The organism is Acidithiobacillus sp., assembly GCF_027322205.1.
Classification (GTDB): domain Bacteria; phylum Pseudomonadota; class Gammaproteobacteria; order Acidithiobacillales; family Acidithiobacillaceae; genus Acidithiobacillus.
In genome coordinates this window covers 1-19,926 of the sequence record NZ_DAHVHY010000011.1, presented here as the reverse complement: position 1 = coordinate 19,926, position 19,926 = coordinate 1, and the positions used below count along the sequence as shown (strand labels likewise).

The 19,926-nt window shown below is 57.5% G+C and carries 25 protein-coding genes, 1 tRNA gene and 1 other RNA gene; all 27 read left to right on the top strand.

What is annotated here, in order from left to right:
* Positions 1–99 precede the first annotated feature (99 nt).
* The gene (locus tag M7F93_RS03315; RefSeq protein ID WP_298169048.1) at positions 100–648 is read left to right on the top strand and encodes a CDP-alcohol phosphatidyltransferase family protein; all 549 of its coding nucleotides are present in this window, start codon (positions 100–102) and stop codon (positions 646–648) included.
* Complete coding sequence (gene hda / locus M7F93_RS03310) at positions 645–1,358, top strand: DnaA regulatory inactivator Hda (protein WP_298169046.1); 714 nt, start codon at positions 645–647, stop codon at positions 1,356–1,358. The genes M7F93_RS03315 and hda overlap by 4 nt, the downstream gene beginning before the upstream one ends.
* Positions 1,358–2,242: a YihY/virulence factor BrkB family protein gene (locus tag M7F93_RS03305; protein WP_298169043.1), complete on the top strand. Its 885-nt coding sequence runs from the start codon at positions 1,358–1,360 to the stop codon at positions 2,240–2,242. The genes hda and M7F93_RS03305 overlap by 1 nt, the downstream gene beginning before the upstream one ends.
* A 31-nt stretch (positions 2,243–2,273) precedes the next feature.
* Entirely contained in the window at positions 2,274–2,807 is a 534-nt protein-coding gene (locus tag M7F93_RS03300) for a YceD family protein (RefSeq protein WP_298169040.1), read from the top strand.
* Between the two features lie 40 nt (positions 2,808–2,847).
* Entirely contained in the window at positions 2,848–3,033 is a 186-nt protein-coding gene (gene rpmF / locus M7F93_RS03295; RefSeq protein ID WP_298169037.1) for a 50S ribosomal protein L32, read from the top strand.
* A gap of 37 nt (positions 3,034–3,070) precedes the next feature.
* Positions 3,071–4,096: a phosphate acyltransferase PlsX gene (gene plsX / locus M7F93_RS03290; RefSeq protein ID WP_298169034.1), complete on the top strand. Its 1,026-nt coding sequence runs from the start codon at positions 3,071–3,073 to the stop codon at positions 4,094–4,096.
* Positions 4,097–4,101: 5 nt separating this feature from the next.
* Complete coding sequence (locus M7F93_RS03285) at positions 4,102–5,037, top strand: beta-ketoacyl-ACP synthase III (RefSeq protein WP_298169132.1); 936 nt, start codon at positions 4,102–4,104, stop codon at positions 5,035–5,037.
* A 38-nt stretch (positions 5,038–5,075) separates the two neighbouring features.
* On the top strand, positions 5,076–6,011 hold the full coding sequence (gene fabD / locus M7F93_RS03280) for an ACP S-malonyltransferase (RefSeq protein ID WP_298169031.1): 936 nt from the start codon (positions 5,076–5,078) through the stop codon (positions 6,009–6,011).
* Entirely contained in the window at positions 6,011–6,760 is a 750-nt protein-coding gene (fabG, locus tag M7F93_RS03275; RefSeq protein ID WP_298169028.1) for a 3-oxoacyl-ACP reductase FabG, read from the top strand. The genes fabD and fabG overlap by 1 nt, the downstream gene beginning before the upstream one ends.
* 84 nt (positions 6,761–6,844) lie before the next feature.
* Positions 6,845–7,093, top strand: a complete 249-nt coding sequence (acpP, locus tag M7F93_RS03270) for an acyl carrier protein (RefSeq protein WP_035192391.1) — start codon at positions 6,845–6,847, stop codon at positions 7,091–7,093.
* Positions 7,094–7,128: 35 nt separating this feature from the next.
* A complete protein-coding gene (gene fabF, locus M7F93_RS03265; RefSeq protein ID WP_298169015.1) occupies positions 7,129–8,370 on the top strand; it encodes a beta-ketoacyl-ACP synthase II in 1,242 nt (413 codons plus the stop codon).
* Between the two features lie 14 nt (positions 8,371–8,384).
* The gene (pabC, locus tag M7F93_RS03260; protein WP_298169010.1) at positions 8,385–9,233 is read left to right on the top strand and encodes an aminodeoxychorismate lyase; all 849 of its coding nucleotides are present in this window, start codon (positions 8,385–8,387) and stop codon (positions 9,231–9,233) included.
* The gene (mltG, locus tag M7F93_RS03255) at positions 9,230–10,243 is read left to right on the top strand and encodes an endolytic transglycosylase MltG (protein WP_298169007.1); all 1,014 of its coding nucleotides are present in this window, start codon (positions 9,230–9,232) and stop codon (positions 10,241–10,243) included. The genes pabC and mltG overlap by 4 nt, the downstream gene beginning before the upstream one ends.
* The gene (gene tmk, locus M7F93_RS03250) at positions 10,240–10,890 is read left to right on the top strand and encodes a dTMP kinase (RefSeq protein WP_298169004.1); all 651 of its coding nucleotides are present in this window, start codon (positions 10,240–10,242) and stop codon (positions 10,888–10,890) included. The genes mltG and tmk overlap by 4 nt, the downstream gene beginning before the upstream one ends.
* Complete coding sequence (locus M7F93_RS03245) at positions 10,887–11,888, top strand: DNA polymerase III subunit delta' C-terminal domain-containing protein (RefSeq protein ID WP_298169001.1); 1,002 nt, start codon at positions 10,887–10,889, stop codon at positions 11,886–11,888. Before tmk ends, M7F93_RS03245 begins: the two co-directional genes overlap by 4 nt.
* Entirely contained in the window at positions 11,872–12,228 is a 357-nt protein-coding gene (locus tag M7F93_RS03240) for a PilZ domain-containing protein (protein ID WP_298168998.1), read from the top strand. Before M7F93_RS03245 ends, M7F93_RS03240 begins: the two co-directional genes overlap by 17 nt.
* 76 nt (positions 12,229–12,304) lie before the next feature.
* Positions 12,305–12,395: transfer RNA gene (locus M7F93_RS03235), tRNA-Ser, on the top strand.
* Between the two features lie 47 nt (positions 12,396–12,442).
* Positions 12,443–12,539, top strand: an RNA gene (ffs, locus tag M7F93_RS03230) — signal recognition particle sRNA small type.
* 26 nt (positions 12,540–12,565) lie between these two features.
* Positions 12,566–14,254, top strand: coding sequence for a DNA polymerase III subunit gamma/tau (gene dnaX, locus M7F93_RS03225; RefSeq protein WP_298168995.1), 1,689 nt, complete (start codon positions 12,566–12,568; stop codon positions 14,252–14,254).
* A 25-nt stretch (positions 14,255–14,279) separates the two neighbouring features.
* Positions 14,280–14,603 carry a YbaB/EbfC family nucleoid-associated protein gene (locus tag M7F93_RS03220; RefSeq protein WP_298168992.1) on the top strand — a complete coding sequence of 108 codons (324 nt, stop codon included), beginning with the start codon at positions 14,280–14,282 and terminating at the stop codon, positions 14,601–14,603.
* A gap of 6 nt (positions 14,604–14,609) precedes the next feature.
* Positions 14,610–15,209: a recombination mediator RecR gene (gene recR / locus M7F93_RS03215; protein WP_298168989.1), complete on the top strand. Its 600-nt coding sequence runs from the start codon at positions 14,610–14,612 to the stop codon at positions 15,207–15,209.
* 59 nt (positions 15,210–15,268) lie between these two features.
* Positions 15,269–16,486, top strand: a complete 1,218-nt coding sequence (locus M7F93_RS03210) for an ammonium transporter (RefSeq protein ID WP_298168986.1) — start codon at positions 15,269–15,271, stop codon at positions 16,484–16,486.
* Between the two features lie 2 nt (positions 16,487–16,488).
* Entirely contained in the window at positions 16,489–17,340 is an 852-nt protein-coding gene (locus tag M7F93_RS03205) for an NAD(P)H-hydrate dehydratase (protein ID WP_298169129.1), read from the top strand.
* On the top strand, positions 17,327–18,676 hold the full coding sequence (gene bioA / locus M7F93_RS03200) for an adenosylmethionine--8-amino-7-oxononanoate transaminase (RefSeq protein ID WP_298168983.1): 1,350 nt from the start codon (positions 17,327–17,329) through the stop codon (positions 18,674–18,676). Before M7F93_RS03205 ends, bioA begins: the two co-directional genes overlap by 14 nt.
* Entirely contained in the window at positions 18,676–19,131 is a 456-nt protein-coding gene (locus M7F93_RS03195; protein ID WP_298168980.1) for a CBS domain-containing protein, read from the top strand. The genes bioA and M7F93_RS03195 overlap by 1 nt, the downstream gene beginning before the upstream one ends.
* A gap of 12 nt (positions 19,132–19,143) precedes the next feature.
* Positions 19,144–19,629 (top strand): tRNA (adenosine(37)-N6)-threonylcarbamoyltransferase complex ATPase subunit type 1 TsaE, encoded by a 486-nt coding sequence (gene tsaE, locus M7F93_RS03190; RefSeq protein ID WP_298168977.1) that lies wholly within the window; start codon positions 19,144–19,146, stop codon positions 19,627–19,629.
* Positions 19,619–19,926, top strand: a 308-nt coding sequence (locus M7F93_RS03185; protein ID WP_298168974.1) for an ATP-binding protein, incomplete at its 3' end; no start/stop codon positions are given. The genes tsaE and M7F93_RS03185, both read left to right, overlap by 11 nt.

Here is a 19,926-nt window from a genome sequence, read left to right as displayed (position 1 = left end):
AGTGGTTGGGCGATCTGCAAACGACCTCCCGGTCGTCTGAGCCGGTGCTGCCCGTAATTCTACTTGACAGTTGCGGCACCCTTGCCTAGCTTCACTGCGATGAACTTGCCGAATCTATTGACCTTGTTGCGAATCTTTCTGGTACCAGTGATTTTCTACGCGCTGGCGAAGGGGCTTTTCGTCGTGGCTCTGATCATTTTTTTGGCGGCGGCGATTACTGACGCACTGGATGGTTGGATAGCTCGTCATTTTTGTCTCCAGACCCGCTTGGGGGCTGTCCTCGATCCGCTGGCTGATAAGTTACTCGTAGTGACGACGGTCATCACGCTGACCTGGTTGCAGCGTATTCCTTTGTGGGTGACTGTTGCCATTATCTCCCGGGACCTGCTGATCGTCGGTGGCAGCCTGCTCTACCTGCTATTGATTGGAAGATTTAGTGTCTGCCCAACGCTGCTGTCGAAATGGAATACTGCGTTGCAGCTTGTCGTCATAGTGCTGGTGCTGTTATTGGCGGCATGCCATTGGCATGTCCCGCTGCTGCCAATCTTTGCGTTAGTGTTCCTGATGGCCGTTGTGTCCGGGGGGCAGTATGTCTGGGTCTGGAGCCGCAAGGCAATTGCTCAGGAGGGAGCCTCCAGCGAATCATGAGTGAGATGCAACAACTTGTTCTCCCCTTGGGGGTGAAGTCACAAACAAGCCTGGAAGACTTTTATCCCCATCCGAATGCCGAGGCGCTGCGAGCGGTGTTGAACTTGGTAGCGGAACGGCAGAGCCATTGTCTTTACCTTTATGGGCCGGGTGGAGTGGGTAAAAGTCATTTACTGCTGGGGGCAGCATCCGCAGTTGCTGGATGGATACCTTATCTAGACTGCAGCGATATCACAAATCCGTTCAATATGATAACGGATCCGGAAATGTTCTCCAGTCTGGCAGAGGCTCCTCTGTTGTGTCTGGATAATGTCGAAACCTGGGCAGGTCAGCACGATAAGGAAACTTTTTTCTTTGATATCTATAATGAACGTATGGGTTGCGGGCACCCGATACTTCTTGCTGGTCGACAACCACCTCAGCTTACTGAATGGGTGCTCCCGGACTGGGCAAGCCGGGTGAGTGCGGGTTTGCAATACGCCCTGCGTTTTCCCAGTGATGCGGAGAGGAGTGTTATTTTACAGGAAATGGCGCAGCGCCGAGGCCTGCAGATTGGTATGGACGCCACTCATTATCTGTTACGGCATTATCCGCGCGATCTTGGTGCGCTGGATCGCATGCTGAGCGTTCTGGATACCAAGAGCTGGGAGCAGCAACGAGAAGTAACCATCCCTTTCATACGCCTTTGTCTGGCTGCGGAGAGCTTGTGATGACGGAAAAAACACCGCCGCGCCAATGCTTTCGCGAGAAGGACAAGGCACTAACACCCGTTCTCAAGGAAAATGCCAATCGTTGGCAGCGGATGGCCCACCGAATATACTGTGCATGGCATGGTTTTTGGCTTGACGAATGTATCGACCGTGCGGGCTTGCTCGCTTATACCACCCTCTTTGGTTTAATACCGGTGGTGGTATTGGTCTTCAGTCTATGGAATCTGGTGGGGTTCAGCGTGGTCCATCGTGCCCAGATTGATCATTTGATTTTACGCAGCTTTGTCCCGCAGACGGGGGGTGCGATTCTGCGTCAGGTAAACAACCTCGCAGCGCGCGGTGCCCAATTGGGTTTGTTTGGCATATTAGGGTTGAGCATCACCGCGATTTTTCTGCTTCATGAAGTAGAGCGACATTTCAACGCCATCTGGGGTGTCACTCCGACTTGCCTGTGGTGTCGCGTTTTACGCTACGTGGCTATGCTGGTGTTCGGCCCGTTCAGCTTTGTGCTCATCCTCCTGCCGCTGCTTGGTCCCCTGCAACCGCTGCTGGCCTACCTGGCATATATCCCGGTCTTGCCCCCCTTCCTGAGTTATGCGTTTACCCTGCTGGTGGTCACAGTGGTGATGGCAGTGCTCTACAAAATACTGCCCTCGGCGGTTACGCGCTGGCGGGATGTCTTTGTTGGCGGCGTATCCGCCGCCATCCTGTTCGAAGCCGCCAAGATTGTGCTGGCGGGTTATCTGCGATTTTCAGCCTTCGAAACCATATATGGTGCTTTGGGTGCCTTTCCTGTTTTTCTCCTCTGGCTATATATGGCCTGGGTGATTGTCTTGTTCGGCGCGGAGATAGCAGCGGCGGCGATTGTCCGTGATAATCATTAGGGATATTTCACTCGGCGCATTAGTATGCCGAATGGAGAGGAAAAGTCGCTGGCAAACTCTTTACTTGCAGCGCCGTGATCGCTACTATGCCGCGCTTATGTTCTCCGCCAAAGCATCCAGCTTGCTGATCGCCCGGGTGTCTGTCCATGGTGACAGGCTGGAGGGCATTATTGATCCTTGTGGATGGTTGCGCTTGGCTGAGGCACTGATCAGTGTGCAGACAGTGACAGTGAGTGTGGACCTTGATCTGATCCGCAGGGGGCAGGTAATTGCCGCTGATGGACATATAGAGGTACTTGGTGAGGTTCGCTGCGAACGCTGTATGGGTGCTATGCCATTACGGCTTTCTGTAACCGTGCATAGCGGATTGGCAGAACAGGAGTCGGCAGTGCTCGCTCTGGATTCTACTTTAGAGGCGGTTATTGCTGAAAATGGCGTGGTTGCTCAGCAAGCCTGGCTGGAAGATGAAGTACTACTGGCCTTGCCGATGATTCCACGCTGTGCGGAGTGGAAGTCAGGCATTTGCCCGGTTTCCGGGCTTGATCCGTTAACCGTTGTTAAATGAAGTGCAGTACATTTTGATACAAATCGGGAGAAATTGAGTCATGGCCGTTCCACAAAGTAAAACTTCCCATTCTCGTCGTAACATGCGACGTGCCCACGATTTTCTAGTGACCATAAATCGTTCCGTATGCGCCAATTGTGGGGCGGCAAAGTTGCCTCATCATGTGTGCCCGGAATGTGGTTTCTATAAAGGCCGCGAGATCGTGAAGAAGGCGGTCGAAGCCTGACCGCGCTATCGCACCAGAGCATCCTGAGGGCTTTGCGATGCCGCATATTGCGGTAGATGCCATGAGTGGTGATGCCGGGCCGTCGACGGTGGTGCTCGCCATCCGTGATCTGCTCAAGGATTACCCCGATGTGATTTTTCACATGGTCGGCGATGCGAATACCCTCCAGGCGGAGCTTGCACGATCACGCTTGCAAGGTTCAATGCAGATCGTTGTACATCACGCCAGTCAGGTAGTGGCGATGGATGAGGCACCGTCACAGGCCTTACGCGGCAAACGGGACTCGTCCATGCATGTCGCCATCGGCCTGTTGCGGGAAGGGCATGCTGATGCGGTGGTCAGTGCGGGCAACACGGGTGCGCTGATGGCGCTCGGCAAAGTGTTTCTTCGCACCATTCCCGGCATAGACCGACCGGCTATTGCGGCGTTTCTGCCGACGACGGCAGGGCGTTTCCTCGCGCTGGATTTGGGTGCCAATGTCGATTGTCATCCGGAACATCTCCTGCAGTTCGCGGTAATGGGTTCGATACTTGCCGAGCGTGTCATGGGTCTCGCCAAGCCGCGGGTCGGCCTGCTCAATATTGGCTCTGAAGACATCAAGGGCAATGAGCAGGTCAAAGAGGCCGCGCTACTCCTGCGTGCTGCCAAGCTGAATTTTATTGGCAATGTGGAAGGTTCCGATCTTTATCGGGGCATCGCTGATGTGGTGGTGTGTGACGGCTTCGTGGGTAATGTAGCGCTGAAGACGTCTGAAGGACTGGCGTGGATGATCAGTCAGGAACTGCGTGCCAGCTATACCAACGGCTGGTATGGGCGTATTGCGTATTTGGTCAATCGTCCCATCTTGCAGCGTCTGCGGCGCCGCCTCGACTCTCGCCAGTACAATGGCGCCACCCTGTTGGGACTGAATGGCATCGTCATCAAGAGTCACGGAAACGCTGACCGCTTTGCCTTTGCCTGTGCCGTGGAGGTGGCTATCGCCGAAGCCAAGCATCGCCTGACCTTGCGTATTGCCGAAGTAATTCAGAAAAGTCTTGATCCTGCGGTGCGAAGCAGCGCGTGAAACTCATGTTTAGCCGTATTGTCGCCACTGGTGGCTATTTGCCGGAGCGTGTTCTCAGCAACCACGAACTGGAACGGATGGTGGAGACTAGCGATGCCTGGATTTTCGCGCGCACGGGGATCCGCTCCCGCCATATCGCCGCTCCCGACGAAAAAACCGTAGATATGGCGGCAGCAGCAGCGCGCCAGGCGCTGGCAGATGCTGGTCTCCAGGCGGAGGATTTAGACCTCATTATTGTTGCGACGACGACCCCGGACCAGATATTCCCTAGTACCGCCTGTCTGCTGCAAGCCCGTTTGGGGAACCATGGTGCGCCGGCCTTTGATATTCAAGCGGTTTGCACCGGTTTTATCTATGCGCTGGCGACCGCTGATCGTTTCATCCGCAGCGGCGGGGCGCGGCATGCGCTGGTCGTCGGCGCAGAGAGCATGTCCCGTATTGTCGATTGGACGGATCGCAGCACCTGTATTCTTTTTGGTGATGGTGCCGGTGCCGCAATCCTTAGTGCCAGTGACGAACCTGGCATTATCTCCACCCACCTACATGCGGATGGTGCCTATGCCGACTTACTGCAGGTGCCTGGTGGCGAGACCCGGATGACCATGCAGGGCAATGCAGTGTTTCGCATGGCTGTGCGTACCTTGGGTGAGATTGTGCAGGAAACGCTTGCAGCAAATGCCCTGACACCAGAGGACATCGACTGGCTGGTGCCACACCAGGCCAACATCCGTATTATTCAGGCGACGGCCGATAAGTTAGGCCTGCCTATGAAGCGGGTGGTGACGACGGTAGAGCATCATGGTAATACTTCCGCAGCTTCGGTACCTTTAGCTTTGGATGACGCAGCCCGGCATCGTTGTTTTCAGCCGGGGCAGCGTCTCCTGCTGGAGGCGTTTGGGGGTGGCTTCACCTGGGGATCAGCGCTCCTGCGTTGGGGCTGAACGCCCTGCACACCAATTTGTACTGAGAGGAGGTTCGTTTGCACGGCTCTATCGCCTTTGTTTTCCCCGGTCAGGGTTCGCAGTCTTTGAACATGCTGGCTGACTTGGCCACCAGTCATCCGTTGGTCAAGGAGATTTTCGCAGAAGCTTCTGCCCAGTTGGGCGAGGACCTGTGGGCGCTTACTCAGGATGGACCTGTCGAAAAACTCCATCAGACGCGCTGGACGCAACCGGTGATGCTGGCTGCCGGATACGCTGTTTACCGGGTCTGGGAAGAGGAGGGCGGTGTCTTCCCCGACTTTGTCGCCGGTCACTCGCTGGGTGAATATACGGCTTTGGTGGTTGCGGATGCGGTGGATTTCCCGGATGCAGTACGTCTGGTCGCTGAACGTGGCCGTCTGATGCAGTTGGCGGTGCCGGAAGGTGTGGGTGCCATGGCGGCCATCATTGGTCTCGGCGATGATGAAGTAAAACAACTTTGTGCTCAGGAAGCACGTGGTGAAGTGCTCGCAGCGGCCAATTTTAACGCGCCCGGACAGGTGGTGGCCGCAGGTAATCAGGCCGCCATTGGGCGCTTGGTAGAGTCGGCTCGTGCAGCAGGCGCGAAGCGCGTTGTAGTGCTCCCGGTCAGTGTGCCCAGTCATTGCAGCTTGATGATACCGGCTGCCGAACATTTTCAGACTACCCTGGAATCTGTGCAGTTCCGCAGCCCTAAGGCGATGGTGGTACATAATGCCGATGTGCAAAGCCATAACACCCCTGATTCCATTCGTGCCGCCCTTGCTAAGCAGTTGTACTCGCCGGTACGCTGGACCGATACGATGCGTCATCTCGCCCGACAGGGGGCTATGACCTTTGTGGAAATGGGTCCTGGTCGTGTGCTGTCGGGGTTGGGGAAGCGTATTGAGCCTGGTCTGACCATGCTTCATATTGAAGATGGCAAAAGCCTCAAAGCTACTCTGGAGGTGATCTGATGACGGGATCTTTGGAGGGTCAGTTAGCCCTGATCACCGGCGGCAGTCGCGGCATCGGACAGGAGATCGCCCGCGTACTGGGCAGGCGGGGTGCATCGGTCGTCGCCACGGCAACCACACCTGCCGGTGCGGAACGAATTAGTGCAGATCTGGCGGCACATGGTATTCGTGGCGCCGGGGTGGCACTGGATGTGACCGATGACGTGGCCATGTCCGCTGTGCTCGCGCAGATACAGGTATCCCATGGTGCGCCGACTATTCTGGTGAACAATGCGGGGATCACCCGTGATCAATTGCTGTTGCGGATGAAAGATGATGACTGGGATGTCGTTATGGCAACCAATTTGCGTGCGGTATATCGTTTGAGCAAGCTATGCGTGCGCGATATGCTTAAAGCCCGTTTTGGACGTATTATCAGCATCACGTCGGTGGTCGGTGCGATGGGTAATGCTGGACAGACCAATTATGCGGCCGCCAAGGCGGGGGTGGCTGGTTTTACCCGGGCTATGGCGAGGGAGGTGGCGGCGCGGCAGGTAACCGTCAATTGTGTGGCTCCTGGCTTTATCAGCACGGATATGACCGAAGGGCTTAATGAAGCGCAGCGCGGCACGCTCCTGCAGCAGATTCCTGCGGGAAGGTTGGGTGTGGTGGCCGATGTGGCTGCTGCAGTTGCTTATTTAGCGAGTCCGGATGCGGGTTATGTAACTGGACAGGTTCTGCATGTCAATGGCGGCATGTGGATGGGGTAATGCATTCGTGGCTTTACAGGACTGTACGCCCTGTGGTCCAATCTCGCCGACAATAATTTTTTACCAACAGAGGAGCTTCTCCTAATGGATAATGTGGCAGAACGTGTAAAGAAGGTCGTAGTAGAGCAGTTGGGTGTCAACGAAGATGAAGTGACCAATGAAGCCTCTTTTGTCGATGATCTGGGTGCTGACTCGCTGGATACCGTGGAACTGGTGATGGCGTTGGAAGAAGAATTTGATTGCGAAATCCCCGACGAAGAAGCGGAGAAGATTGCGACTGTGCAACAGGCCATTGACTATGTGTCTGCGCATATGCCAGCCAAGGATGCCTGAGTATTCCCCAACAAGGTGATGAGGAGAACAGGCGTTTGAAGAGACGTGTAGTGATTACCGGGCTGGGAATTGTGTCACCCGTCGGTGTGGGTCTTCCGGCGGCGTGGGATTCCATAATCCAGGGACGTAGTGGTATTGGCCGGGTAACCCGCATTGACCCTGCCCCCTATAGCTCCCAGATTGCGGGAGAGGTGCGTGGCTTTGATATTGGTCAGTACATCCCGGCCAAGGAAGCCCGCAAGATGGATTTATTCATCCATTATGGCCTTGTTGCGGCGATGGAAGCGATTGCGGATTCCGGATTGCAGATCAGTGCAGACATTGCGGATCGGGTGGGAGTTTCTATCGGCAGTGGCATTGGTGGCTTGCCCGGTATTGAATCCGAGCATCAGATTGTTACCGAGAGCGGCCCGCGCCGTATCTCACCTTTTTTTATTCCGCGTTGTATCGTCAATATGGTGTCTGGCCATGTTTCCATCATGTATGGCGCTAAAGGACCGAGCATTGCCATGGCGACGGCCTGTTCTACAGGTACGCACTCCATCGGTGATGCGGCGCGACTCATTGAGTATGGTGACGCCGATGTCATGATTGCCGGTGGTGCCGAGGCGGCTATCAGTCCCTTGGGACTGGGTGGATTCTGCGCGGCGCGGGCGCTTTCAACGCGTAATGATGATCCTGAGAAGGCCAGTCGTCCCTGGGATAAAGACCGGGATGGTTTCGTGCTGGGCGAAGGTGCGGGTGTTCTCGTGCTGGAGGAATATGAATTTGCGCGGCGTCGTGGCGCGCGTATCTATGCGGAGTTGTCCGGTTATGGCATGAGTTCTGATGCCTACCATATGACACAACCGGCGCCTGCAGGGGAGGGTGCCGCCCGCTGTATGCAAGCTGCGTTGCGTAACGCTGCAGTGGCTCCGGAAATGGTGGGGTACATCAACGCGCATGGGACGTCGACCCCGCTTGGAGACCGTTCAGAAACCGACGCCGTGCATGTGGTCTTCGGCGATCATGCACGGCGGTTGGCCATGAGCTCCACCAAGTCCATGACGGGCCATCTTCTGGGTGCCGCAGGGGGGATCGAAGCAATTTTTACGGCGTTGGCGCTCTATCATGGCATTCTGCCACCCACCATCAATCTGGATCAGGCCGATGAGGGATGTGACCTGGATTATGTGTCTCTTGAAGCGCGGGAAGCCGTTGTAGAAGTTGCGTTAAGCAATTCCTTCGGATTTGGCGGTACCAACAGTTCTCTGGTCTTCCGCCGCTTTAGCGACTGATTCGCTCGGTGGGGATGATTACCGCCACGGTGGATGGAAATCACTTCGTGGCAGGGGAGTGCGATGCTGCCTTAGACCGCGCATTACATTACGGGGATGGGCTTTTTGAAACCATCGCGGTAATAAAGGGCGTCCCCCTGTTTTGGGATGCCCATCTGGCGCGTCTCAAGCGTGGCGCGACCATTCTGAATATCCCGATGCCTCCCCCAAGCCTCTGGTACGATGATTTACGGCATTTATTGAATGGCGTCCCGGCATACCCACGCCTCTTCGTCAAGCTGCTCCTCAGTCGGGGCGCGGGTTGGGGTTATGGCAGTTCCGGTGCCGGTCCCGCGCGACGCTATCTATGGTTATCCCAATGGCCGGAGCGTGATCCTCGCTATTGGGAACCTGGTGTCGCCGCCACGATCTGTCCGGTTGTTTTGTTAACCGGCGCCCCGTATCTCGGCGTTAAGTCGCTGAATCGTCTGAATCAGGTCATAGCCCGCGATGCCCTGGCTTCGGAATATGCGGAGGGGGTCATGTTGGACCAGTCAGGGGTGCTGCGCGAGGGAATCATGTCCAATCTGTTTTGGGTAAAAGCCGGTATTGTCTACACCCCAGAACTGGAAGATGGGGGCATCGCCGGCATTCAGCGGGGCGCTATTCTGGAATGGCTGCGCGCGCGTGGCGTGCCGACTATGCTGGGTCGCTATCGGGCCGTGGCACTTCAGGAGGCTGATGAAATATTTTTCAGCAATAGCCTGATTGGCATCTGGCCAGTGCGTCACTTTGTGGAGCGCTCGCTACCCGGACATGACGGACCGATAGCATCCGCTTTGCTCGCATGGTGCAGGGGCATGGGACTGGGGCTGCAGCCATGACCCGCCAACGCGGTGCAGTCCTGTTAATTATTTTGATTGCGTTATTCCCTTTTGGATTTTACGGCATCAGCATGTATTGGCCGGAAACTTTGCCGGCGAAGGGGGTGACGGTCCCCATTCCTTTGGGCGCCAGTGACGCGCAAAGTATCGCTAGTCTGGCGCGTTCCGGGGTGTTGCAGCATCCGCGATTGTTTCGTTTGGCTTGGGCTTTGGCCGGGCATCCGCCCATACAGGCCGGGCTGTATGAGTTTCAGGGACGTATTAACCAGGCGCAGGTACTCCACCGGTTAATTGCCGGGCAATCCACGCCACTTAATCTGCTGATTGTGCCCGGCTGGCGTTTGCAGCATATTTATCGGGAAATACACGATAAGGCTCCTTATCTGGGTCTGCAGAACTTGCCACAGGGTGAGACAGCGGCACGTCGACTCGCACAGCAGGGTGTCGGCGCGCAGGGAAGTGCGGAGGGCTGGCTTTTTCCCGATAGTTACCGTTACGTTCCGGGTACCACCGCGCTGAGTGTGTTGCGGCGTGCCTATGTGCGCATGCAGCGGGAATTACAGTCCTTGTGGGCCGGACGTGCTCCTGGATTGCCGCTGGGTAATCCCTACCAGGCCCTGATTCTGGCTTCCATCGTACAAAAGGAGGGCGCGCCGCCCGCAGAGCAAGCGCATATTGCCGCCGTGTTTCTCAATCGCTTGCGGCAGGGGATGCCTTTGCAGTCTGATCCTACCGTGATTTACGCTTTGGGCGAGCGCTATACTGGGCTGTTGACGCCTCAGGAGATGCATGTGGAGAGCCCCTATAACACCTACTTGCACACCGGATTGCCGCCTACCCCCATTGCGATGCCGGGACTCAGTAGTCTGATGGCCGTACTGCATCCTGCGGACAGTGCCGACCTCTATTTTATCGCTCAAGGCGATGAATACCATTATTCAGAGGGTTACACGCAACATCTTGAGCAGATACAGCGTTATCTCCAGCATACCGGAGGAGCAGGTTTGTGAACGCGAAGGCGGCGTCACTGAAGAATGGATTTTTCCTCACCTTAGAGGGTATTGAGGGTGCAGGAAAGAGTTCAGCGGTGCCGGTGCTGGCGGAATATTGTCGTCAGCAGGGTTACGCGGTGGAACTCACCCGAGAACCTGGCGGAGGGCCTCTCGGTGAGGCTTTGCGTGCGATTTTTCTGGATGACCGCCTGCACCTGGATGCGGACGAGGAACTGCTTCTGCTCTACGCCGGGCGTCGGGATCATTGGCAGACCCGTATTGCCCCTGCGCTGGCTGCCGGGAAAGTGGTCATCAGTGACCGCTATGAGGATTCCACCTATGCCTATCAGAGCGGCGGGCGGGGTGTCCCCCCCGAACATATTGCAGAATTGGCACGTTGGGCGGGAATTGCGCGTCGTCCAGACCTGACCTTGTGGTTTGATGTGCCGCCGGAATTGGGCGCGGCACGCATTCGCGCACGTCGACTGGATCGTCTGGAGCAAGAAGATCAAGCCTTCTTTAGGCGGGTGAGAGCGGTTTTTGCAGAACGCTGCGCGGCTGAACCAGAAAGAATCTTGCGCGTGGATGCGACCCAAACTCTGCCGGTGGTGCATGACATTTTGCGGGTACAGCTTGCGCTGCGCCTGACGGCCCATTGTTCATGAGTGCGCACCGCCCGCCGCCCGCCGAATGGCAGCCGATACAAAGCTTGCTGCAAGCCGGGTTGCCCCAGGCGATGCTCGCTGTCGGCGAATCGGGGACGCTGGTCGGGCAGTACTGCGATGATTTGCAGCAGGTGGCCTTGTGTTTCGCGCCATCAACGCAGGGGCTGCCCTGTGGGAGCTGTCGTTCCTGCCGTTTGTTGGCAGAGGGTAGTCATCCGGATCTGCTCGTTATTACAGCAGAAACGGGAAAGCGTATTGCGATTGAGTTGGTGCGCCATGCCAACGAGTTCCTCACTTTCACCCCTCAGGTCAGCGCGCGTCGCTGGCTACGTGTTGAACCGGCCGAAGCGATGACTGCGGCAGCCGCTAATGCCCTTCTCAAAACCCTGGAGGAGCCTGCCGCGCGTGCGCACATTCTTTTGCTCAGTGAACGCCCGTCGCAGCTTCTGGCTACCATCCGGTCACGTTTGCAAAGATTGCCTTTTCCAGTGATGCGACCAGGACAGTGTATGGTCTGGCTGGAAGGACTCGGCATACCTCCTGCGGAGGCGCTTTGGTTAAGCCGACAGTTTGAGAATCGGCCGTTGCGTGCCTGGCAGCTCTGGGAATCCGGTTGGGTGACGCTACGCCAAACCTGGATCGACGCGTTATTGAACCTCCCTCAGCAGGGTCCTGTTGCTGCTTTGCGTTTGGCCGATCACTGGGCTAAAGACACTGACTTGCTGCTGCTGCGCGAGTTGATGTTGAGCTTGTTGGCGGATTTGCTTCGTCTCCGTAATCATCGCCTGGACAACATCGTGCATTTAGACTATTTGCAGTTGCTAGAGGCCATGGCGCAGTCGGCTCAGGCGATCTCCCTCTGGGAGACGCTGGAGGATTGGATCCGACTGCCTGAGTCTCTCGTGCAGAATCGCAATGTGGGCATGATGCTGGAAACGTTACTGTTGAGCTGGGTAAGCATTTGGTCCAGGGAGAAGGCGCATGGGATTACAAGCTGAGACAGGAGGTGCGGCCAAAGCGCTGTCCGTAGTGCTGCGGGATGCTAATGCGGTGCAGCGTTACTACATGCCAAACATTAGGGGAGGGGGGGTATTGGTGGAGACACCGAATCTCCTGCCCATAGGCACGGAAGTGCTACTTATGATCAGCCTTCCCGACAGCCAGCCGCGTGCGCCTGTTATGGGGAAGGTGGTGTGGGTGACACCACCGGATAATCGTGACGGTCGACCGCCAGCCATTGGTGTTCAATTCGTAAATGATCGCTCTGGTGTCCTGATTCGTATTCAAAACGCCCTGTCGGGCCTGCCCAGGAACGATGGCGAGGTGCTGAGTTTTTGATATACGCCGTTTTGCGCTGTTTCCATATAGGGTCATTGCTCTATCGCTGGCGTCTGGGTTACACTTCGTCCCCTCAGGAGAGGTGACCGAGCGGCCGAAGGTGCAGCACTGGAAATGCTGTGTACTCCAAAAGGGTACCGTGGGTTCGAATCCCACCCTCTCCGCCAATCACCGTCCATCAGCGGACAGTCTCAGGTTTTTCTATGGCGACAAAGATCGGTCCCCTCGCAGTGGTAGCTGGTGAACTCCGTCAGGCCCGGAAGGGAGCAGCGGCAACCGGTGATCCAGGTGCCGGGGTGCGGCTGATTGGCGTCGCCACCCTATATTTCAGGCCCGCATGAGCGCCTACCTCGCACTTGCCCGCCGCTGGCGGCCACAACACTTTGACGATTTTGTAGGGCAGGGGGCTGTGGTCGCTGCCTTGCGCCATGCCCTGGATTCCGGTCGCATTCATCATGCTTTCCTGTTCACCGGGACGCGGGGCGTCGGCAAAACGACTCTGGCGCGGTTACTGGCCAAGTGCCTGAATTGTGAGCATGGTGTTAGCAGTAATCCTTGCGGAGAGTGCAGTGCCTGTCGCGGTATTGCCGCGGGAAATTTTGTTGATCTGCTGGAGGTGGATGCGGCGAGCCGCACCCGGGTGGATGAAACCCGTGACCTGCTGGACAACGTGCAGTACGCGCCTACGGTGGGTCGATACAAAGTGTACCTTATCGACGAGGTACACATGTTATCCACGCACAGCTTCAACGCACTGCTGAAAACCCTTGAAGAACCGCCGGAGCATGTCAAGTTTCTGTTGGCGACCACGGATCCGCAGAAACTGCCGGTAACCGTACTCTCCCGCTGTCTGCAGTTTAATTTGCGGAGGCTGGATATTCCGCAAATTCAGGGACGATTGCAGCAGATCATGGCGGCCGAGCAGCTACCTGCCGAGGATGCCGCATTACAGGTATTGTCCCGCGCTGCGGACGGGAGCCTGCGCGACGCCCTGAGTTTGCTGGATCAGGCCATTGTTCATGGTGGGGGTGCGGTCCAGCGTGACAGCGTGCTCGCGATGCTTGGGCGCAGCAGTGACGATGCAGTGCTGGGTCTGGTCGAAGCGTTGGTGGACCGGGATGCTACGCAGGTATTCGCCATACTGGATGATCATCTGGCGCGGGGTATGGATGGTGCCGGACTGCTCGATTTAGTCATAGAGGGCGTGCATCGTCTCAGCTTGGCGCAATTTCTTCCAGTTGATTCGGAGCGCGATGATGCAAATGTGATCGCGCGCCTGCGTGGGCGAATCAGCCCGCTTACCTTGCAGTCCTGGTATTTTTTGCTCCTCTCGGCACGCCGTGACTTTGCGCTTTATCCAGAAAGTCGCATGGCACTGGAAATGGCTGTTCTGCGGGTGTTGAGTTTTTCCGGAGCAGTATCGCCAGACTTGCCGCCTGCTGTGCTCCCAGGTCCTGGCACTCCGCATTTTATTGAATCATCGGCGCCGGCAGCGGAGGTGACTGCACCGGCGTCGCCTCTGTCGGCACTATCGCTTTCCTACCATTCACGGGATGCAGTTCGGGAAGCACCGCCGATAGCAAAGCCGGATAGGGTGGCTGAGACGGCGCCCTCGACGGACTGGCGTTGTGTGGTGGAGTCGCTGGCGGTTTCTCCCATGCTTGCCGAGTACCTGCGCTATGGACAGGCCTTGCGCTGTGATTCAGAAGCTGTGGAATTGGCCGTGGAGCCCAATTATTTGCCATTCCTCGTCAAGGCCGAGGCCCGCAGGGCGTTACATCACGCGCTTACTGCGTATTTTGGCCGGGAGCCGCGGCTGAGCATTGTACCCCTTACCAGAGAAGTCGGAGTGGGGAGCCTGGTGCAGGAAGAGAAAGCGCGCGCGGCATCCCGGCAGGCCGAGGCCGAGGCACGCGTCGCCGCGGATCCGCGCATAGGCGCATTCCTGGAAGTTTTGGATGCCCGTGTGGAATCCATTGAAATTATGGCACCCGCCGCAAAGGGCGGTGCCGTCAGCTCACAGTGAAGGGTAAACAGGGAGGTAATGGAAGATGAAGGGTGGACTGGGAAATATCATGAAGCAGGCGCAGCAGCTCCAGGAGCGTTTGCAAAAGACGCAGGAGGAGCTTGCACAGGTAGAGGTGCAGGGCCATGCGGGCGGTAGTCTGGTGGAAGTCACTATGACCTGCCGACATGACGTACGGCGGGTTCGCATTGATCCCTCTCTGCTTGCCGATGGCGATCAGGAAATGCTCGAGGATCTCTTGGCTGCTGCCATGAACGATGCCGTGCGCAATGCCGAGAAGGTCAGCGCGGAGCGGATGTCGGAAGTGACGGGTGGCATGAATATTCCGGGCATGAGCCTGCCTTTCTAGGCACTTATGGCGGACGTTCCGAGTATGGATGCCTTGGTGGCGCTGCTCCGTCGCCTGCCGGGTATTGGCCCGCGTTCGGCGCAACGGATCAGCTATGAGTTGCTGGTGCGTAAGCGCGATCTCATGCCGCAACTGGCCGCGGCCTTGCAGCAGGCCCATGCCGTGGTCCGTTTTTGTAAGCGCTGCAATAATCTGAGCGAAGCGCCATTGTGTGCCGTCTGTCGTTCTGAACACCGGGACCGTTCCATTTTGTGTGTCGTGGAATCGCCTGCTGATCTGCGCGCTATCGAAGATACGGGTGCCTTCGTCGGCGAGTTCTTTGTGTTGATGGGGCATTTGTCGCCCTTGGACGGCATCGGCCCCGAAGCCCTGCATATTGATCGCTTCAGCGCGCGTTTGGGTGAAGCAGACTTGCGGGAAGTTATTTTTGCGACCAATCCCACCCTGGAAGGGGAGGCCACGGCACAGTTTCTCGCGGGGCTGGTTCCTGGCGGTATCACAATCAGCCGTATTGCACGCGGCGTACCGGTGGGTGGCGAGTTGGAATATGTTGATCGTAGCACCCTCGGGCGTGCGTTGCATGGTCGCCGCTTGCTTGATGACTGAGCACTTACCCATTATTTGTAAAGATAAAAGCAATTAAATTTTGAGAGGAAGCAGCGATCATGACAGCCACAGGAGTCACGCCTCCAGGCGGGAATGTGTTTTTTTTGCTGATGGGCGCCATTCTGGTGTTTGCCATGCACGGCGGATTCGCCTTTCTGGAACTGGGTACGGTACGCCGTCGCAGCCAGGTGAATGCACTGGTCAAAATTCTCAGTGATTTTGGTATATCCACCATCGTTTATTTTTTTGTGGGTTATCACATCGCCTATGGCATCAGCTTTTTCGGTGATGTGAAGACCCTGACTACGGGTAATCACGGTTTTGAGATGGTGCGCTTTTTTTTCCTGCTCACCTTCGCCGCCGCGGTACCGGCTATTATTTCCGGTGGTATCGCCGAGCGGGCGCGGTTTTATCCTCAATTGCTGGCAACGGCCTTTCTGGTGGGGCTGGTTTATCCCTTTTATGAAGGCATCGTCTGGAATAACCATTATGGCATTCAGGCCTGGTTTGCCAGCACTTTCGGCGCGCCTTTTCACGATTTCGCGGGCTCGGTGGTGGTGCACGCCATGGGTGGATGGATGGCGCTGATGGCGGTCTGGCTGCTGGGTTCACGCAAGGGGCGTTACGGGAAAGATGGTGCAGTGCATGCCATGCCGCCGTCCAACATTCCCTTTCTGGCGCTGGGTTCCTGGATTCTGATTATCGGCTGGTTTGGCTTTAACGTGATGAGTGCGCAGCAACTTGCGGCTGTGCAGGGTCTGGTGGCGCTCAATTCGCTTATGGCGCTGGTGGGCGGCATGCTGGCGGCACTGGCGGTAGGGAAGGGCGATCCGGGCTTCGTACACAATGGCGCTCTCGCGGGTCTGGTCGCGATTTGCGCCGGTTCCGATGTGGTGCAACCCATTGGGGCTTTGGCCATTGGCGCTATTGCCGGCATTATTTTTGTCTACCTCTTCACCTTTGTGCAGCATCGCCTGCGTCTGGATGACGTGCTTGGCGTATGGCCGCTCCATGGTGTTTGCGGTGTGTGGGGTGGATTGGCCGTCGGTATTTTCGGACATCAGTTCCTCGGTGGCGCCGGTGGAGTCAGTTTCTGGTCCCAGTTGCTGGGCACCTCGCTGGGCGTGCTGATCGCCCTGGCGGGCAGTGCCATCGTCTACGGCAGCATCAAGTACTTCATCGGGATTCGTCTGGATCCCGAGGCGGAATATGCGGGGGCGGATTTGAGCTTGCACCATGTCAGCGCGTATCCTGAAGAGGATATTGAGAGGGCGTGACCATGAATGAAGCCTTTGTTGCCCTGAACTGGCGGACAGTCCCGGCCTTGCCGGCACGCAGCCCGCAGGCGCACAAAGGGAGCTTCGGGCACGTTTTCGCGGTGGGCGGAGGGCCGGGCATGGGCGGGGCACTGGCGCTGGCCTGTGCCGCCGCCTACCGGGTGGGTGCCGGACTGGTGACGGCCGTCGGGCATCCCTCGGCCATCCCTTATCTGGCGGCACATCTGCCTGAAGCTACCTGGCGGGACTGGCCTGCGAGTTTCGGGGATTTGCCGGATCAAGCTGTCCTGGCCGTTGGCCCGGGCTTGGGTCAGGGTCTGGCCGCCCATGATCTTTTGCTGGAGATCGGTGCGCTGTCCTGTCCCCAGGTCTGGGACGCCGATGCCCTGAACATTCTGGCGCGTTTTGGTCCGGAACTGTTGGCCGCCGATGCAGTTCGTCTGTTTACCCCCCATCCGGGGGAGGCGGCGCGCCTGTTAGGGGTGACGGCCGCCGCCGTCCAGGCCGATCGTGCCGCGGCCATCTGCCGATTGCAGACCCGCTATGGCGGGCATTGGGTGCTCAAGGGCCACCATAGTCTGTTACTGGGTAGTGGCGGTCATTGGCTTTGCCCACTGGGCAATCCCGGTATGGCAACGGGCGGCAGCGGGGATGTCCTCACCGGTATCCTCGCGGGTCTGCTCGCCCAAGATTTGGAAGCAGACAAGGCCTTGTCCCTCGGCGTGTGCCTGCACGCCCGCGCGGGCGACCTCGCTGCCGCGCAGATGGGCGAGGCCAGCCTGCTGGCCGGGGATATCCTGGCGGCAGTGCCCCACGCATTACAGGAGTTGACGCAAAATCATGACGGAAACTGAAGTGTTGCGGGAGTGGGATCGCCGTTATTTCTGGCATCCCTTCACCCAGATGCAGTGTTATGGGGACGATGATCCGTGGATCATTGAGCGTGCCGAAGGCAATTACGTGTACGACACGGAAGGCCATCGCTGTCTGGACGCCATTGCCAGCCTGTGGTGCAATATCCACGGTCATCGTCACCCGCGCTTAGACGCGGCTTTGCTCGCACAGGTGGGCAAGGTCGCGCACAGTACCGTACTCGGAGCGAGCAATCCTCCCGCTATTCGTCTTGCCAAGGCGCTCGTCGACATCACTCCGACCTCTTTGCAGCATTGCTTTTTTTCCGAGGACGGGTCCGAAGCGGTTGAGGTCGCGATCAAAATGGCGGCGCAATACTGGTCTAATCTGGGTCGTCCCGAAAAGCATCTCTTTCTGACCCTGGATAATGCCTATCATGGGGATACCATCGGGGCAGTTTCGGTAGGTGGGTTCCCATTATTCCATGAGGTCTATGGCAATCTCCTGTTCCCAACGCTGCGCCTGCCCAGCCCCTATGTATTGCAATGGGAGCACTGTACCGGAGACTCCGGACGGGCCACGTCCGCATGGCTTGCGGCGCTCGAAACGACCCTCCAGAAACAGGGCGGAGAGATCGCGGCACTGATTCTGGAAGGTGGAGTGCAGGGTGCTGCGGGTATATTGCCTTTTCCTCCTGGCATTCTGGCAGGAGCGCAACGCCTGTGTCGGGCTTATGAGGTTTTGCTCATCATTGACGAAGTGGCGACCGGCTTTGGCCGCAGCGGCAAGCTTTTTTCCTGTGAGTGGGAGTCTGTGGAGCCAGATCTGCTGGCCTTGGGTAAGGGGCTGAGCGGTGGTTACTTGCCGGTGGCCGCGACCCTCACCGCAGAACACGTTTATGCCGCCTTCCTTGCGCCTTTCGGGGAGGCCCGGCAGTTTTACTACGGGCATACCTATACCGCCAATCCTCTGGCCTGTGCAGTTGCGCTGGAGAACCTGGCCCTCTTTGCGGAAGGCGGTGTGCTGGCTGCTTTGCCCGGTAAAATCGCCCAGTTACGGGCTGGGCTGCAGCGTTTTCACGGCCAGTCGTGGGTCGGGGAGGTCCGCCAGTTCGGTTTGATGGCCGCCATCGCTTTGCGCGACCCCAGGACGAATGCGCCCTATCCCTACGGAGATCGCGTCGAATACGCGGTGTGCCGGCGGGCTCGGGAGATGGGCGTTTACAGCCGCCCTCTCGGCGATCTCCTCACCATAGTCCCGCCGCTGTCGGTGACAGCAGCGGAAATAGACACTATCCTCAACGTATTATATGACGCCATGGCGGAAGGACGATCCTGATGAAAACGGCCCAAGATATCATGACCCGGGAGGTTATCACCGTGCTGGCCGACGATCCGGTCGATAAAGTGGGGGATGTGCTCCTCAGTTCCGGGCATCATAGCCTGCCGGTGGTAAATGGTGATGGTCATCTGGTCGGGATGATCGGTGAACGGGATCTGATTGACGCCCACCGCAAGGTGCATCTGCCGACCATGCTCACTATTCTTGATGGTCTGATTCCTCTGGGCGGTATGCATGAATACGAGGAAGAACTGCGCAAAGTCACGGCGGTGACCGCCAGTCAGTTGGCCAGCTCCCACGTCATTACCGCAGCCCCCGATGAGGATACGGACGCGGTCGCCGAAAAACTCTTGCGGAAAGACGTGCATGCGGTGCCGGTGGTCGACAGCCAGGGCCAGCTCTTGGGTATCATCAGCCGTTCGGACATTCTCCAGCATCTGCTGAAGCCCTGAACCGGGTATCTGATGCACTGGGATTTCGCAGATGCTGAAGCCTGCCGGGACTGGGGACGACAGTTTGCCCAGCGCATTCATATCCCTGCGGTTATTTATCTTGAGGGTGACCTGGGGGTCGGTAAAACCACCTTGGCCCAGGCTATCTTAAAGGCGCTGGGCGTTACCCAGAACATTAAAAGCCCGACCTATACCCTGATGGAACAGTATCCGACCCGCATCGGACCCGCTCTGCATCTTGATTTGTATCGTCTGCAAGAGCCGGAAGAGCTGGAATTTATCGGTATCCGCGATTATCTGACAGAACCGGCCCTGTGGCTGGTGGAGTGGCCGGAGCGGGGCGCGGGTTTCCTGCCCCTTGCCGATTTGTCACTCACCCTCCGTATTCTGGACAACGGCAGTCACCGTCTGGAATGGCCGGGGCATCAGCCCCGTGTTCAGGACTGGACCTCTTTCTTAACACCCGCGTCCACCCGGAAAATCTGCCATGGAGAATGAGCTGGCGCCCCGCGTTCATCGTCTGGATAGTACCCTCGCCAACCAGATTGCGGCTGGCGAGGTGGTGGAACGCCCTGCCTCCATCCTGAAAGAACTTCTGGAAAACAGTCTGGATGCCGGAGCGACGCGGATTACCATCCATCTGGAAGGCGGCGGGATGGATCTGCTCAGCGTGGAAGATGACGGCGTTGGCATCCTCCCGGAAGACCTGGCGCTGGCCTTGGAGCGCCACGCGACCAGTAAAGTGGCCACCTGGGAGGATCTGCAGGCGATTCACACCATGGGCTTCCGTGGCGA